The sequence below is a fragment of the Luteimonas soli genome (assembly GCF_042648865.1).
In the GTDB taxonomy this organism is placed as follows: domain Bacteria; phylum Pseudomonadota; class Gammaproteobacteria; order Xanthomonadales; family Xanthomonadaceae; genus Luteimonas; species Luteimonas soli.
In genome coordinates this window covers 1-14,795 of record NZ_JBHRYA010000003.1, presented here as the reverse complement: position 1 = coordinate 14,795, position 14,795 = coordinate 1, and the positions used below count along the sequence as shown (strand labels likewise).

The following is a 14,795-nucleotide window of genomic DNA, read 5'->3' as shown; positions in this document are numbered from 1 at the left end:
GAAAGCTCTTGATCTTGATTCCGGCGAAACCGGAACAGCTGGCGGGTCAAGACCCGCCCTACGATGGCGCCGCGGCGGTAACGCGAAAAAGCACGTCGGGGGCGTAGCCCCGACCTACGGCGCAGTCCGACCAGCGGAGGGGCTGTTCTATGCGTCGCCGACAGGCCGCTCCGGCGTCGGCCGTCCGTACAGGTATCCCTGCCCGAACTCGCAGCCAAGCTGGCGCAGGATGTCGCGCTGCTCCCGGGTTTCGACGCCTTCGCCGATGGCATCGATGCCCAGGGTGCCGGCCAGCGCAAGGATCGCGCGCACCAGCGCCAGGCTCTCGGCGTGCATCTCGCCGCCGAGTCCGGCGACGAAGCTCTGGTCGATCTTCAATGCCTGGATCGGGAACCGGTGCAGGTACGACAACGCCGAGAACCCGGTGCCGAAGTCGTCCAGCAGCGCCAGTACGCCGCGGTTGCGCAGCACGTTGAGCATGCGCAGGATGCGCGGCGCGTCTTCGAGCAGCGCAACTTCGGTGATCTCGATCCGCAGCCGGCGCGGGTCGGCGCCCGCATCGTCGAGCATCCGCAGCAGCCGTTCGGCGAAGGTCTCGGCATGGAAGTGCCGCGGCGAGACGTTGATCGAAACGTAGCCGTCGCCGTGCCGGCTCATCCAGTCGAACACGCGCCGGTACATCAGCCAGTCGACCTGTTCGATCAGCCCGCTGTCCTCGCCCACGCCGATGAACTCGCCCGGCGGCAACGGCCCGTGCAGCTCGTGGTTCCAGCGCAGCAGGGCCTCGTGGCCGACGACGGCGCCGTCGGCCAGCCGCACGATCGGCTGGAAGTGCGGTTCGAACGCGTCGTTGAGGATCGCACGGCGCAGGTCCGCCTCCAGGTCGAGCAGGCGCGTGGCCTCGGCGCGCATTTCCTCGTCGAACATCACGCTGCGGTCGCGGCCGTGCGCCTTGGCCCGGTACATCGCCGCATCCGCGTCGCGCAGCATGTCCTCGCCCTGGCGATAGCGCGGCTCCCACAGCGCGATGCCGATGCTGGCCGAAGGAAACAGCTCGCGCCCGGCGACCCACAGCGGCTTGCCGAGTTCGGCAAGCAGCGTGGCGGCCAGCGCTTCGGCGACGATGTTGTCGCCGACGCCTTCGACCAGCACCGCGAACTCGTCGCCGCCCAGGCGTGCGACCAGGGTCTGTTCACCGAGTGCTGCGGTGATGCGGCGGCCAGCCTCGACCAGCATCTCGTCGCCGGCGGCGTGGCCGGCGCTGTCGTTGACCAGCTTGAAACGGTCGAGGTCGAGGAACAGCACCGCGAAACCGGTGCGCTGCGAATCGCCCATCCGCGCGATCGTCGCGTCCAGGCGCTCGAGCATGACGACCCGGTTGGGCAGGCCGGTCAGGCTGTCGTGGCGGGCCTGGTGGGTGAGCTTCTGCTCCGCGCGCACGCGCTCGCCGATCTGCGCGCGCAGCTCGCGGTTGGCGCTTTCCAGTTCGCGCGTGCGCGCCTCGACGCGGAATTCGAGTTCGGTGTGCGCGGCCTTGAGGTGCTCCTGCGCGCGCTTGCGCGCCAGTGCGCCGTCGATGTGGTGGGCGACGAAGGTAAGCAACTCCTGGTCACGCGCCCCGAAGCTGACCTCCGGCGTGTAGCTCTGCACCACGATCCCGCCGATCACCGTGTCGTCGCGCTTGAGGGGTACGCCCAGCCAGCAGTGCGCCAGCGGCCCGAAACTGCGTACCGTGCCGGCGGCCTCGAGGTCGGCAATGGTGGCGCGATCGGCCAGCAGCGGCGCGCCGGTGGACAGCACGTACTCGGTCAGGCCGGTGGCCAGCGGGCGCGACTCGCGGCTCAGGTCGCGCTCGTCGACCGAGTACGGGAACTCGATGTGCTCGCCGTCGGGCGACAGCAGGGCAATGTAGAAATTGCGCGCGTACAGCAGCTCGCCGACGATCGAATGCACGTCGGCATAGAACCGCTCCAGGCTGCCGGCGGTGACCGACATCTCGGTGATCCGGTACAGCGCGCGCTGCAGTTTCTCCGCGCGCTGGCGTTCGATGATCTCCGCCTGCAGCACCATGTTCGCCTGCTGCAGCTCGCGGGTGCGCTCGTCGACGCGGCGCTCGAGCTGCTCGCGCGCCTGGCGGCGGTCGAGCGCGGTCAGGATGTGCTGGGCGACGTATTCCAGCAGCGTGCGGTCTTCGTGCGTGTAACGCGCGGCCTGCAGGTAGCTCTGGACCACGATCGCGCCGCTCACGCGCCCGTCGCGCCGCATCGGCACGCCCAGCCAGTCGGCGCTGTCCGGCCCATGGCTGGGATCACGCGGCACGTTGAGCTTGCGGAGGATTTCCTCGGACGGCCCGAACAGCGGCTGGCCATGCTGCAGCAACGCCACGGTCAGGCTGGTGCCCATCTCGTCGACATCGAGTTCCACGTCCGGATCGGCGACGTAGGGGTCGCGCTGGTCGGCGAAGTACAGGAACCGCAGCGTCTGGCGGATGTCGTCGTACAGCACGATGTAGAAGTTCTCGGCAGGCATCAGCCCGCCGACGACCTGGTGGATCCGGCCGAGCATGTCCTGCATCTCCAGCCCGGAGCCGGCCAGGTCGGCGATCTCGTACAGCGCCTGCTGCAGGCGCTCGGACTTCTGCAGCGACTCGATGCGCGCCTGGGCCTGGGCGGCGGCGAGCGTGGCGCCGATGGTGCGGCGCGCGAGCTCCAGCCAGGCCACGCGCGAACCCGGCGCCAGCGGCTGGGTCAGGCGCGCGGCCAGGGCGATGTGGGTGCCGGTGTCGTGCCAGGCATCGACGATCTCGGCATCGGCCGTATCCGGCACGAAATGCTCCAGGCATCCACGGGCACGGGCAATCAACGCACGCGGCGCGTTGCCGGTGTGGGAGAGCCCGCCGTCGATGCGCACGTCGCTCCAGGCCACGACGAGCCTGGATTCGGTGGGCAGCGTGGCTGCCAGCAGGTCGGCAAGCCCGGAGGCGCCGCCATCAGGCGCCGCGATAGTCGTTGTCTGCGCCAATGTCATGCGAGCCACTGTTCCCCTCCCGCCATCATTGAGCATAACGGCCGTTTTTTCCATCATCGGCAACCCCGGCAGCCCACTCCGGCCGTTTGCCCGGGGCATGAAGGGTGGCCAGACATGAACGCGGTGGCAATCCGCCCCGCCCACGCGGCGCGGCGGCGTCCGGCGGCGGGCTTTTCCTGCGCCGCGGCAGCGCTTAACCTGCCGTCGATGAACGATGTCGCCACCCCGGGCGTCGATGCCAGCGACGACGTCAGCGACGAAACGCTGATGCTGGCGTACGCGGCCGGGCGCACGGGGGCGTTCGAACAGCTCTACGCGCGCCACCGCGTGCGCCTGTATCGCTACCTGCTGCGCCAGCTGCGCGACGGCGCGCTGGCCGACGACCTGTTCCAGGACATCTGGCAGCGCGTGATCGCCGCGCGCGCCGGCTGGACGCTGGACGCCTCGTTCGCCAGCTGGCTGTACCGCATCGCCCACAACCGCATCGCCGACCACTGGCGGGCGCAGCAATACCGGCCGCCGGCGCCGGAGAACGCCGACGAGCGCACCGCGCGCATACCCGATCCCGACACGCCCGAGCGCACGCTGTCGGAGTTCGAACAGCGCCGCGGCATGCAGCTGGCGCTCGACGAACTGCCCGACGAGCAGCGCGAAGTGATCCTGCTGCGACTGGAACAGGAGTTGACGCTGGAAGAGATCGGCGAAATCACCGGCGTGGGCCGGGAAACGGTGAAGTCGCGCCTGCGCTACGCGATGGACAAGCTGCGCGCGCGGCTGGGAGACGCGGGATGAGCACCGGTTCCGGGCACCCCGACGACCGCGACGCGCTCACGCCCGAGGAGCGCGCGCTGGCCGACCGCCTCGCCCGCCTCGGCCCGCAGGGCGAGCCGTCGCCGGCGCTCGACGCGCGCGTCCTCGCCGCCGCGCGCGGCGCATCTCCTGCACCGGCCGGCAATGCGACGCACGCGACGCGGCGGCGCGCCCGCAGGCGCTGGCCGGTCGCCCTGGGCACGGCCGCGACCCTTGTCGTCGTCGGCGGGCTGGCCTGGCAGCTGCGCCCGGTCGACGATATGTACGTCGAGTACTCCGAGGCGCCACGCGCCGTGTCCGGGCCGTCGGCGGATGCAGCGCCCGTGCCGCGGGAAGCCCGACGCGCCCCCGCCGGGGCACCCGCCACGGCGAGCACGGAATCGTCGCCGCCGGAAGCCGAAAGCGCAGCAGCCGCCGCGGAACCTGCCGTTGCGCGCGCCGTGCAGCCGGCTCCGGCTCCGCCACCGCCCGCGCCAGTGGCAGACGAACAAGCAGCCGAAGAACAGCCTGCGCCGAAGGCGTTTCCGACGCCCGTCCCTGCGCCGGAGGAACCTCCCATCGTCTTCGACGAGCCTTCGCCGATGGACACGCCATCGCCACCCCCGCTGCGGCAGTTGGCACCCCCGCCCGCACCGCCGGCGCCGCCTGCACCCGCTGCACCGGCAGTTCCTTCGCCGATGGTCGCGACGCCGCAGGCGACCGAATCCGCCACGGCGCCCGCGGCGCGCCGGGCTGTTGAACCCGAACGCAAGGCGGCCGCCGCGCACGCCGGAGAAGCCGCGGCAACGCAGCGCGCGAAGGTCGCCACCGGTACGTCGGTGCAGCCCACGCGGCCGGCCAGCGCTGCGGCGGCGGCCGAGGCCAGCGCGCTCGACCGGGTCGAGGTCACCGGTTCGCGCATCAAAGCCGTCGATGTCGACGTCGAGGGCGCGCCCGCGCCAGCGGTCGACCAGCCCGTCGACGACCAGCCGCCGGCCTCGGCCGATTCGCCGCAGGTACGGCAGGCCTGGCTGCAGCGCGTGCGTCAACTGCTCGCCGAAGGCAAGCCCGACGCCGCGCGCGAAAGCCTGCGCGAATACCAGCGCCGCTATCCGCAGGCCGAGCTGCCCGAGGACCTGCGCGCGCTGCTGGCGCAGTGACCGGACGCCCGTGAGCCTGCACACGCTGGCGACGGCGGCCACGCACGCGGTCGAGGTCAAGCACAGCCGCTTCCTCGCCCACGCGGTCCCGGTCGAAAGCGCCGACGAGGCGCTGCAGGCGCTGGCCGATATCTCGGTGGCGGATGCCAGCCACAACTGCTGGGCCTGGCGCATCGGCGACGACTACCGTTCCAACGACGATGGCGAGCCTGCCGGTACCGCCGGCCGGCCCATCCTCGCGGCCATCGACGGCCAGGGCATGGACCGCGTCGTGGTCGTGGTCACGCGCTGGTTCGGCGGCGTCAAGCTCGGCGCGGGCGGGCTGGTCCGCGCCTACGGCGGCGCCGCGGCCGAATGCCTGCGCCGCGCCGAACGCGTGGCGCTGGTCGAGATGCACGAACTCGCGCTGCACGCTCCGTTCGATGACCTGGGCACCGTCCACGCCGCGCTGGCGGCGGCCGCGGCCGAGAAACTGTCGGAAACCTTCGACACCACCGGCGCCCGCCTGCTGCTGCGCCTGCCCGCCGACGGCGTCAACGCCTTGAAACTGCGCCTGCGCGACGCCACCCGTAACCGGGTGCGCTTCGACGACAATGGGTGATGGCTGACATTCCAGGACAGGACGCCGCGCCCGACCGCGCGCCGGAAACCGCGGCCGCGCCAGGCGCCGCCGACAAGCCCAGGCCGCGGCTCGGCAGCCTGCACGCGCTGTGGCCGTTCGTGCTGCGGCACAAGGGCCTGCTGGCGGCGTGGCTGGTGTCGCTGGCCGCTTCCAGCACCGCGACCCTGAGCCTGCCGCTGGTGGTGCGGCGGATGATCGACCACGGCTTCTCGGCCGACGGCAACATCAACGCCACCTTCGCGCTGGTGTTCGCGGTCGCGCTGGCACTGGCGCTGGCGACCGCGGCGCGCTTCTTCTTCGTTTCGCTGCTGGGCGAGCGCGTGGTCGCCGACCTGCGCGATCGCCTGTACTCGCACCTGGTCGGGCTCGACCAGGCGTTCTTCGAACGCAGCCGCAGCGGCGAACTGGTCTCGCGGCTGACCGCCGACACCGAACTGCTGCGCAGCGTGGTCGGCTCGACGATTTCCGTGGCGCTGCGCAGCGTGGTGATGGTGATCGGCAGCCTCGCGATGCTGGTGGCGACCAGCCCGCGGCTGGCGGCCTACACGCTGGTGGGCATCCCGCTGTGCGTGCTGCCGCTGGTCATCGGCGGGCGCAAGCTGGGCAGGATCTCTCGGCAGAGCCAGGACCGGGTTGCCGACGCCAACTCGCTGGCCGCGGAAACGCTCGGCGCCATTCCCACCGTGCAGGCGCACGCGCGCGAGCCGTACGAGCGCGGGCGCTTCTCGGCCGCGATCGATGCCTCTGTCGCCACCGCGCGCCGCCGCATCGGGGTGCAGGCGCTGGTCACCGCGATGGCGATCTCGCTGGTGTTCGGCGCGATCACCCTGGTGCTGTGGTCCGGCGCGCACGACGTCATCGACGGCCGCCTGACGGTCGGCACGCTGAGCCAGTTCGTGCTGTACGCGGTGCTCGGCGGAGGCTCGGTCGGCGCGCTGGCCGAGACCTGGAACGAACTGCAGAAAGCCGCCGGCGGCATGGGCCGGATCGGCGAGTTGCTCGATGAGCGTTCCGGCATCGTCGCGCCGGCGCAGCCACGTTCGCTGCCGACCCCCGTGCGCGGAGAACTGCGCTTCGAGGGTGTCACCTTCCACTACCCCTCGCGACCCGACGCGCCGGCGCTGGAAGGTTTCAGCCTGCGCGTGGCGCCCGGCGAAACCGTGGCGCTGGTCGGGCCGTCCGGCGCGGGCAAGAGCACCGTGTTCGCGATGCTGTTGCGCTTCCACGACCCGCAGCGCGGTCGCATCGACCTTGACGGCATCGACATCCGCACCCTGGATCCCGCCGAACTGCGCGGCACCGTGGCGCTGGTGCCGCAACAGCCGACCATCTTCGCCAGCAGCGCGCGCGAGAACATCCGTTACGGCAGGCTCGAAGCGAGCGACGCCGACATCGAAGCCGCGGCCCGCTCCGCCGAGGCGCATGAGTTCCTGTCGATGCTGCCCGCCGGCTACGACGAGCAACTCGGCGAACGCGGCGCGCGCCTGTCCGGCGGCCAGCAGCAGCGCATCGCCATCGCCCGCGCGCTGCTCAAGGACGCCCCGGTGCTGCTGCTCGACGAGGCAACCTCCGCGCTCGACGCGCAGAGCGAACGCGCCGTGCAGCAGGCACTGGAGCGGCTGATGGAAGGCCGCACCACGCTGGTGATCGCGCATCGCCTGGCCACCGTGCTCAAGGCCGACCGCATCGTGGTCATGGACCACGGCCGCATCGTCGCCCAGGGCACCCACGACGAACTGCTCGCGCAGGATGGCCTGTATGCGGAACTTGCCCGGCTGCAGTTCCTCGACTGACCCCCGCCCGGCAGCGGCGTTACCATGCAGGCCGCACGGCACACGCGGGGCTTCATCGATGACCGACCGCACCACCACGCGCGAAGGCGGCTGCACCTGCCGCGCCGTGCGCTACCGGCTCACCGACGTGCCGCTGTTCGTGCACTGCTGCCACTGCCGATGGTGCCAGCGCGAGAGCGGCAGCGCGTTCGCGCTCAACGCGATGATCGAGACCGACCGGGTCGAACTGCTGTGCGGCAACCCCGAGACCGTCGACACGCCCTCCAACAGCGGCAAGGGCCAGCAGGTCGTGCGCTGCCCGCACTGCCGGGTCGCGCTGTGGAGCCACTACTCCGGCGCCGGCACGGCGGTCGCATTCGTGCGCGTCGGCACGCTGGACGATCCGGACGCGTTCCCGCCGGACGTCCACATCTTCACTGCGTCGAAACAGCCATGGGTGGTGCTGCCCGAAGGCGAGCCGGCGGTGGCCGTGTACTACGACCGCAAGCAGCTGTGGCCGGAGTCGAGCCTGGCGCGCTACCGGGCGCTGCCCGGCCGCTGAACCTCCATTCGCCGACCCCACCACTCCTGCACGTCCATCGGTGCGGCAGGAGCCGCGGCTGGCGTCGGGACGCGATCGCGGCTTCCGCTGCTCCTACGCAAAACCTCCTGCAGGCACTCGCGCAGCCAGCCTACGGCCAGGCGCGCGCGAGGATTGCGCCGAAATCGATTCCCGCCGGGAGCGTCCCGAACGCCAGCCCGTGCCCGCCGGCGAGCCGGCTGCGGCAGAAGGCGCCGGCCAGCGGGCTGCCGGCGCGCAGCAGCACGCCGGCCTGCAACGCCAGCGCCAGGCGTTCGACCAGCGTGCGCGCGCCCACCTCGTCGGCGCCGTGCAGCGCTTCGCGCAGCGCCGGAAGCTGCGCGTCGTAGTCCCGGTCCGCGCCCGAGGCCGCCGCCAGTTCGCACAGCAGCGCCTCGACCGCCGCCGGCTCGCGCGCCAGCGCACGCAGCACGTCCAGGCACTGGATGTTGCCGCTGCCTTCCCAGATCGAATTCAGCGGTGCCTGCCGGTACAGGCGCGGCAGGATCGACTCCTCGATGTAGCCGGCGCCCCCAAGGCACTCCTGCGCCTCGTTGACGAAGGCCGGCGCGCGCTTGCAGATCCAGTACTTGCCGATGGCGGTCGCGATGCGCGCAAAGGCCGCCTCGCGCGCGTCGTTCGGCGAGGCGTCGACGGCACGCGCCACCCGCATCGACAGCGCCAGCGCGGCTTCTGACTCGATGGCGAGGTCCGCCAGCACGTTGCGCATCAGCGGCTGCTCGACCAGCCGCTTGCCGAACGCGCTGCGATGGCTGGCGTGGTGCATCGCCTGCGCCAGCGCCATGCGCATCTGCGCGGCCGAACCGAGCATGCAGTCCAGGCGCGTGAGCATCACCATCTGCAGGATCGTGGCGATGCCGCGCCCCTCTTCACCGACGCGCCAGGCCCGCGCTTCCATGAATTCCACTTCGCCCGAAGCGTTGCTCCAGTCGCCGAGCTTGTCCTTGAGCCGCATCAGCGCGAAGGCGTTCTTGCCGCCATCGGGCAATCGCCGTGGCAGCAGGAAGCAGGTCAGGCCACCCGGTGCCTGCGCCAGCACCAGGAAGCCGTCGGACATCGGCGCGGAGAAGAACCACTTGTGCCCGACCAGCGCGTACTCGTCGCCGTCGCCCAGCGACGTGGCGCGCGTGGCGTTGGCGCGCACGTCGCTGCCGCCCTGCTTTTCGGTCATGCCCATGCCCAGGGTCACGCCGGGCTTGCCGGAGATGGCGACGTCACGCGGGTCGTAGCGGCAGGCGGCCACCTTGTCGGCCCACGCGCGCAGCGCCGGTGCCTGCCGTAGCACCGGCACTGCCGCGTGGGTCATGGTCAGCGGACAGCTGGTGCCCGGCTCGGCCTGGTTGTGCAGGTAGCACAGCGCGGCGCGCGCGACGTGCGCGCCAGGCGCGGCATCCGCCCAGGACAGTCCGGCCACACCGTTTTCGATGGCCGTTTGCATGATGCGGTGGTAGTTGGGATGGAACTCGACCGTGTCGATCCGGTGTCCGAAGCGGTCGTGCGTGCGCAGCCGCGGGCGGTCGCGGTGGGCGTCGAACGACAGCGCGTACAGTTCACCACCCGCCAGCGCGCCGTAGCGCGCGACGCGTTCGCCATGCGCCTCGCCGCCCTCGCGCGCCAGCGCCTCGCGCAGCGCGACGTCGTCCGCCCACAGGTCGCACGGCGCGAACTCCGGCGGCTGGTTCTCGACCGTGTGGGTCTGGAAATCAGGCATGGCGGAGGCTCCGGATACGATGTCCTGATTCTGGCGCAATCCGCGCACATGCGCCGTTACGGCGTTCGACGTTTGATCACGACCGCGCGGCGAAAAGTGCGTCGGGGATGTAACCCCGGCCTACGGCCGATCGGGTTCGACCGGACCGGAACGATCCGCGGGTCGGATCTGTGTGCGCGGCCAAGAAAAAAGCCCCGCACCAGGCGGGGCTCAAGGAAATCGCGATGTGGGTAGCTCAGGCTTCGACCGGCTGCACGCCGGCGGCCTGCGCACCCTTCGGACCCTGGGTGACCTCGTAGCTGACGCGCTGGCCTTCCTGCAGGCTGCGGAAGCCCTTGGACTCGATTGCCGAGAAGTGCACGAAGACATCCGCGCTGCCGTCCTCGGGTGCGATGAAACCGAAGCCCTTGGCGTCGTTGAACCATTTCACTGTGCCGTATTGCATGTCTCTCCCTACCTCGTCTGGATGCGATGTGCGTGCGCTCCCCTGCGGTCCCCCGAGCGCACGGTCGCGAGTATGCAAAGCATGCCCGGCGGTTGCAATCACCCCGACAACATCTGCGTGACCAGTGCCGGCAGGCCGGACGATGCGGCTTCGACGTTTTCGAGCACGTCCTGGAGCGTGATCACCTCGTCGATTTGCGGCCCCGCGCCGGCCGCCCAGTTGGCGACGATGGCCAGGCAGGCGTAGTCCAGGCCGAGTTCGCGCGCCAGTCCGGCCTCGGGCATGCCGGTCATGCCGACCAGGTCGCAGCCGTCGCGGCGCATGCGCGCGATCTCGGCGCGCGTTTCCAGGCGCGGCCCCTGGGTGGCGCCATAGCAGCCGCCATCGACCAGCGCTACACCGGCGGTACGCGCCGCTTCGAGCACCCGCGCGCGAAGCGACAGCGTGTAGGGTTCGCCGAAATCGACGTGCAGCACTTCGGTGCCCTCTTCCTCGCACAGCGTCGAGATGCGACCCCAGGTGTAGTCGATCAGCTGGTCGGGACAGGCCAGCACGCGCGGCCCGAATGATTCGGTGATCCCGCCGACGGTGTTGAGCGCCAGCACGCAGGTCGCGCCAAGCGCCTGCAGCGCGGCCAGGTTGGCGCGGTAGTTGACCTTGTGCGGCGGCACCGAGTGGCCCTCCCCGTGCCGGGCGAGGAACGCAACGCGGCAGCCCGCCAGCGTCCCCACGCGCACCGGCCCGGACAGCGCGCCGTAGTGCGTGACCGGCTGGTGGGTTTCGATGTCCTGCAACCCGTCGAACTGGTACAGGCCGGTGCCGCCGATGATGGCGAGCGCGATGTCGGAGGTAGGCATGGCTGGCTGGGCTGGGACTGGCAGTTGGAAGTCCGATCATCCGGGTTGACGCGACTCGACGCAAAGACCCTGCTGCAGCGACGGTGCCTCAGCGCGGCGCGACGTATCCGCCCGGCACCCCGCGCGGCGACAGCACCAGCTGCCACAGCTGGATCCGGCGGGCGCGGAAGCTGGCCATCGACGCGGCCAGGTAGTAACGCCACATGCGCCGGAACCGCTCGTCATAGTGTTCGGGCAGCGTGTCCCAGGCAGCCTCGATGTTGGCGCGCCAGGCCTGCAGGGTAAGGTCGTAGTCGGTGCCGAAGTTGTGCCAGTCCTCGGTCACGAACAGGCCTTCGGTGGCGGTCGCGATCTGCGCGGCCGAGGGCAGCATCGAGTTGGGGAAAATGTACTTCGCGATCCAGGGATCGGTGTGCGTCACCGACTTGTTGCTGCCGATGCAATGCAGCAGGAACAGGCCGTCGTCATCGAGGCACTGTCGCGCGACCTCGAAGAAACGGCGGTAGTTGCGGAACCCGACATGCTCGAACATGCCCACCGACAGGATGCGGTCGAAGCGCTCGTCGAGCTCGCGGTAGTCCTGCACGCGGATCTCGACCGGCAGCCCCGCGCAAAGCTTGCGCGCGAACGCGGCCTGCTCCTGCGAGATGGTGACGCCCACGCCGCTGACGCCATAGCGCTCGGCTGCGAACTTCAGCGCCTCGCCCCAGCCGCAGCCGATGTCGAGCACCCGCATTCCCTCGCGCAGCCCGAGCTTGCGGCAGATCAGGTCGAGCTTGGCTTCCTGCGCGTCGTCCAGGTTGTCGGCCTGGCGCCAGTAACCGCAGCTGTAGACCAGCCGCTTGCCGAGCATGGCGTGGTAGAGGTCGTTGCCCAGGTCGTAGTGGCGCTTGCCGACCTCGTAGCTGCGGCGTCCAGCCTGCAGGTTGAACAGGCGCGCGCGCAGCGCGTCCTTGATGTCGGCGGGGCTGGGCGCACGTTGTTCGATGCGGGCATCGAGAAGGTGGAAGAGGAAGCCGTCGAGCGACCGCGCGTCCCACCAGCCGTCCATGTAGCTCTCGCCGAGCTTGAGCGAGCCGCCGGCCACCAGCCGCGCCGGCAGGTGCGGATCGTGGACCTGCATGTCCCAGTCGCGGTCGCCGTCGATGCGGACGTCGGCGTCGGCCAGCAGGGCCTGCAGTCGGTCGCGGAATGGATGCGTTGCGGTCATGCCTCTCGGTACGGAACCCGGAAAGCGCCTGCTCAGGTTACCAACGCCGCGGGCGCCGCGTCACCGCGGCAGGCGGAACGCAGCGTGGCGGCAACCCTGCGCGGGCACTATGCGCCGGGGACGGCGAACAGGTCGCGGTAGGGGCCGGCCACGTGCGGCAGCAGGACGCTGGCCGGCACTTCGGCAACCTGCACGCCGTCGGAGTACGGCCCGACCTGGTATGGCGGGAACACGAAACGCAGCGCCGTGATGCGGCCCGCGGCATCGAGCACCGGCTCGATCTGGCTGAAGTTGCCGGCATCCGGGCCGGAGCCTTCGTCGATCATCTTGAGTCCGGACTTGAGCATCTCCGCGCGCTGCGCCGGCTCGATCCCGTCTGCATCGATGCGCTGCGACAACGACGCGTGCAACTGCTCGCGGACGGCGTCGGAGATCGCGCGCCAGCCATCGGCGTCGACGATCAGGTGTTCGGCCTGCAGCAGTTCGTTGCGCTGCGGCAACCACACGAAGCGGGCGATCAGCGGGTTGCCGTGCGCGCCGCCGGTATAGCTGCTGCCGTTGGCTGCCACGGTGACCACCTGCGGGGTTTCGGCCAGCATGTTGAAGGCCAGCGACAGGTCGTAGGGCGCGGTCGGCTTCTCGCCGGCGAGGCCGTCGACGGCCTGCATCAGCTCCGCGCGCGCGGCATCGGCGTAGCGCCCGAGTTCGGCCGCCAGCCCCGGGTACTGGTTGATGTTCGGGGGGTAGCTGATGCCGATCACGTAGTTGGGATCGCGCTCGATCACGTCCTTGAGCTCGACCGGAGCCGCGGGCGCTGCCGGGGCCGGGACTGCCGCGGGCGCCGCCTGGCTCCCCGGCGCCTGCGCTTCCGGTGCGGGAGCCTCGCGTTGGCAGGCGGCGAGCGCGAGCAGCAGGCAGCAGGTCGACAGGCGCTTGATCATGGCAATCTCTTCCCCGTGTCATTCCGGACGGCGACAGTCTAGAAGCCCTCGCGTGATGCCCGGATTGACACGCTGCCCACGAAAAAGCCCCGGGCGTTTCCGCCCGGGGCTCTGGTGTTGCGACTGACTTGGTGCTGGCTTACTCGGCCTGCACTTCGTCGGCCTGCAGGCCCTTCTGGCCCTGCACGACCTTGAACGAGACCTTCTGGCCTTCCTGCAGCGACTTGAAGCCGCTGCCCTGGATCGAGCGGAAATGGACGAACAGGTCCTGGCCGCTTTCCGGGGTGATGAAGCCGAAGCCCTTGGCGTCGTTGAACCACTTGACGGTACCGGTCTGACGATCGGACATGATGTGTTACTCCTTGGAACAGTTTTTGAGGTTTACACGGTCCGTTTGGGCGGATCCGCGACTGTGTCAGCAAGGGGTAACGCGAAGCGATGGAGCGGATCGGCAGATCTACCGCATCGAAACCACGATGTACCGTGATCCCGGCTTTTGACAGTGCGCGAACCTTACCGCACTTTCAGCCGGAAGTGTGAATGGGGTTTACCCGAGGTTGCCGGAGATTCCGGAAGGCGGCAGGCGCAGGTTCGGCCGGCGGGTTCCTCCCCTCATCAGGGTGGCCGGTGCCGGACGTTTTGTTCGTAGTGCCGTTTCCTGCCTGCCGGCGACGGACGAGAACTCGCGACCAAGGCCGTTTCACGAAGACGGTGGCTGGAGCCGTTCACCAGGGACCTGCCGCCGGACCGCGCTACCAGTCCTCGTGCCGCGGCAGCAGGCCCCGCAGCTCGGCGTCGGTGAGGTTGCGCCACTGGCCGGCCTTCAGGCGTCCCAGCTTCACGTTGCCGATCCGCACCCGGACCAGCTGCTTGACCCGGTACTTGAAGAACGCCGCCATCAGCCGGATCTGCCGGTTCAGGCCCTGCACCAGCACCACCCGGAAGCCGAAGCGGCCGAGCTTCCCGGTCTTGCACGGCAGCGTGGTCTGGCCGTGGACCGGCACGCCGCGCGCCATGCCACGCAGGAACTCGTCGGTGACCGGGTGGTTCACCGCCACCAGGTATTCCTTCTCCAGCTTGTTCTCTGCCCGCAGGATGGCGTTGACGATGTCGCCGTTGCTGGTCAGCAGGATCAGGCCCTCGGAATCCTTGTCCAGGCGGCCGATCGGGAAGATCCGCCGCTCGTGGCCGACGAAGTCGACGATGTTGCCCTTCACCGCCGACTCGGTGGTGCAGGTGATGCCGACCGGCTTGTTCAACGCGATGTAGACGTGCCGGCGCCGGCCCTTGGCAGCGCTCCGCGCGCGCAGCGCCTGGCCGTCGACCTTGACCTCGTCGCCCTCGCCAACCTCGGCTCCGATCCGTGCGCGCTGCCCGTTGACGGTGACCCGGCCCTCCCCGACCAGCCGGTCGGCCTCGCGCCGCGAGCAGAAGCCGGTGTCGCTGATGTGCTTGTTGAGTCGCATCCGGATCGGGGCGTGGCTGGGGGCGCGCAGTCTGGCAGATCGGCCCCGGCGCGGCACGCGCCAACGCCTCCCCCTTCCCGTCGGCCACGAGGAGGCCTTGACATATTTGGTTTGTAGTGCAAACTTATTGGGGCTGACCTAGATAAGCCTCAGATGCCTACCCACGATCGCAGCGTAGCAAGCTGCTGACGCGG

The 14,795-nt window shown here is 70.1% G+C and carries 13 protein-coding genes; 5 read left to right on the top strand and 8 right to left on the bottom strand.

The features are described from left to right. Positions 1-147: 147 nt before the first annotated feature. The gene (locus ACFONC_RS03460) at positions 148-3,027 is read right to left on the bottom strand and encodes an EAL domain-containing protein (protein WP_386742320.1); all 2,880 of its coding nucleotides are present in this window, start codon (positions 3,025-3,027) and stop codon (positions 148-150) included. 207 nt (positions 3,028-3,234) lie between these two features. Between ACFONC_RS03460 and ACFONC_RS03455 the strand changes: the two genes are divergently transcribed. Genes ACFONC_RS03455 through ACFONC_RS03435 form a run of 5 tightly spaced genes read left to right on the top strand, consistent with a single transcriptional unit; the run spans position 3,235 to position 7,932 of the window. Continuing rightward, entirely contained in the window at positions 3,235-3,819 is a 585-nt protein-coding gene (locus tag ACFONC_RS03455; protein WP_386742319.1) for an RNA polymerase sigma factor, read from the top strand. Then, complete coding sequence (locus tag ACFONC_RS03450) at positions 3,816-4,976, top strand: hypothetical protein (RefSeq protein WP_386742317.1); 1,161 nt, start codon at positions 3,816-3,818, stop codon at positions 4,974-4,976. Before ACFONC_RS03455 ends, ACFONC_RS03450 begins: the two co-directional genes overlap by 4 nt. A 10-nt stretch (positions 4,977-4,986) precedes the next feature. Continuing rightward, positions 4,987-5,577: an IMPACT family protein gene (locus ACFONC_RS03445; protein ID WP_386742316.1), complete on the top strand. Its 591-nt coding sequence runs from the start codon at positions 4,987-4,989 to the stop codon at positions 5,575-5,577. Further along, positions 5,577-7,391 carry an ABC transporter transmembrane domain-containing protein gene (locus ACFONC_RS03440; protein ID WP_386742315.1) on the top strand — a complete coding sequence of 605 codons (1,815 nt, stop codon included), beginning with the start codon at positions 5,577-5,579 and terminating at the stop codon, positions 7,389-7,391. Before ACFONC_RS03445 ends, ACFONC_RS03440 begins: the two co-directional genes overlap by 1 nt. A 58-nt stretch (positions 7,392-7,449) precedes the next feature. Next, the gene (locus ACFONC_RS03435) at positions 7,450-7,932 is read left to right on the top strand and encodes a GFA family protein (protein ID WP_386742313.1); all 483 of its coding nucleotides are present in this window, start codon (positions 7,450-7,452) and stop codon (positions 7,930-7,932) included. A 130-nt stretch (positions 7,933-8,062) separates the two neighbouring features. Here the strand turns inward: ACFONC_RS03435 and ACFONC_RS03430 are convergent, their stop codons facing one another. From ACFONC_RS03430 to ACFONC_RS03400, 7 genes are all read right to left on the bottom strand, one after another. After that, positions 8,063-9,682: an isovaleryl-CoA dehydrogenase gene (locus ACFONC_RS03430; protein ID WP_386742312.1), complete on the bottom strand. Its 1,620-nt coding sequence runs from the start codon at positions 9,680-9,682 to the stop codon at positions 8,063-8,065. Between the two features lie 235 nt (positions 9,683-9,917). Continuing rightward, complete coding sequence (locus ACFONC_RS03425; protein ID WP_386706691.1) at positions 9,918-10,127, bottom strand: cold-shock protein; 210 nt, start codon at positions 10,125-10,127, stop codon at positions 9,918-9,920. Positions 10,128-10,225: 98 nt separating this feature from the next. Next, positions 10,226-10,984: an S-methyl-5'-thioinosine phosphorylase gene (locus ACFONC_RS03420; RefSeq protein WP_386742311.1), complete on the bottom strand. Its 759-nt coding sequence runs from the start codon at positions 10,982-10,984 to the stop codon at positions 10,226-10,228. Between the two features lie 88 nt (positions 10,985-11,072). Further along, positions 11,073-12,194 carry a cyclopropane fatty acyl phospholipid synthase gene (gene cfa, locus ACFONC_RS03415; protein WP_386742309.1) on the bottom strand — a complete coding sequence of 374 codons (1,122 nt, stop codon included), beginning with the start codon at positions 12,192-12,194 and terminating at the stop codon, positions 11,073-11,075. A gap of 107 nt (positions 12,195-12,301) precedes the next feature. Continuing rightward, positions 12,302-13,135, bottom strand: coding sequence for a DUF3298 and DUF4163 domain-containing protein (locus tag ACFONC_RS03410; protein ID WP_386742308.1), 834 nt, complete (start codon positions 13,133-13,135; stop codon positions 12,302-12,304). Between the two features lie 139 nt (positions 13,136-13,274). Then, positions 13,275-13,484, bottom strand: a complete 210-nt coding sequence (locus ACFONC_RS03405) for a cold-shock protein (protein WP_027080583.1) — start codon at positions 13,482-13,484, stop codon at positions 13,275-13,277. Between the two features lie 403 nt (positions 13,485-13,887). Beyond that, positions 13,888-14,607 (bottom strand): pseudouridine synthase, encoded by a 720-nt coding sequence (locus ACFONC_RS03400; protein ID WP_386743046.1) that lies wholly within the window; start codon positions 14,605-14,607, stop codon positions 13,888-13,890. Positions 14,608-14,795 lie beyond the last annotated feature (188 nt).

Coding starts and splice junctions, on each gene's coding strand:
- ACFONC_RS03460 (WP_386742320.1), bottom strand. CDS start 3,027: ATGACATTGGCGCAGACAACGACTATCGCGGCGCCTGATGGCGGCGCC.
- ACFONC_RS03455 (WP_386742319.1), top strand. CDS start 3,235: ATGAACGATGTCGCCACCCCGGGCGTCGATGCCAGCGACGACGTCAGC.
- ACFONC_RS03450 (WP_386742317.1), top strand. CDS start 3,816: ATGAGCACCGGTTCCGGGCACCCCGACGACCGCGACGCGCTCACGCCC.
- ACFONC_RS03440 (WP_386742315.1), top strand. CDS start 5,577: ATGGCTGACATTCCAGGACAGGACGCCGCGCCCGACCGCGCGCCGGAA.
- ACFONC_RS03435 (WP_386742313.1), top strand. CDS start 7,450: ATGACCGACCGCACCACCACGCGCGAAGGCGGCTGCACCTGCCGCGCC.
- ACFONC_RS03430 (WP_386742312.1), bottom strand. CDS start 9,682: ATGCCTGATTTCCAGACCCACACGGTCGAGAACCAGCCGCCGGAGTTC.
- ACFONC_RS03425 (WP_386706691.1), bottom strand. CDS start 10,127: ATGCAATACGGCACAGTGAAATGGTTCAACGACGCCAAGGGCTTCGGT.
- ACFONC_RS03420 (WP_386742311.1), bottom strand. CDS start 10,984: ATGCCTACCTCCGACATCGCGCTCGCCATCATCGGCGGCACCGGCCTG.
- cfa (WP_386742309.1), bottom strand. CDS start 12,194: ATGACCGCAACGCATCCATTCCGCGACCGACTGCAGGCCCTGCTGGCC.
- ACFONC_RS03410 (WP_386742308.1), bottom strand. CDS start 13,135: ATGATCAAGCGCCTGTCGACCTGCTGCCTGCTGCTCGCGCTCGCCGCC.
- ACFONC_RS03405 (WP_027080583.1), bottom strand. CDS start 13,484: ATGTCCGATCGTCAGACCGGTACCGTCAAGTGGTTCAACGACGCCAAG.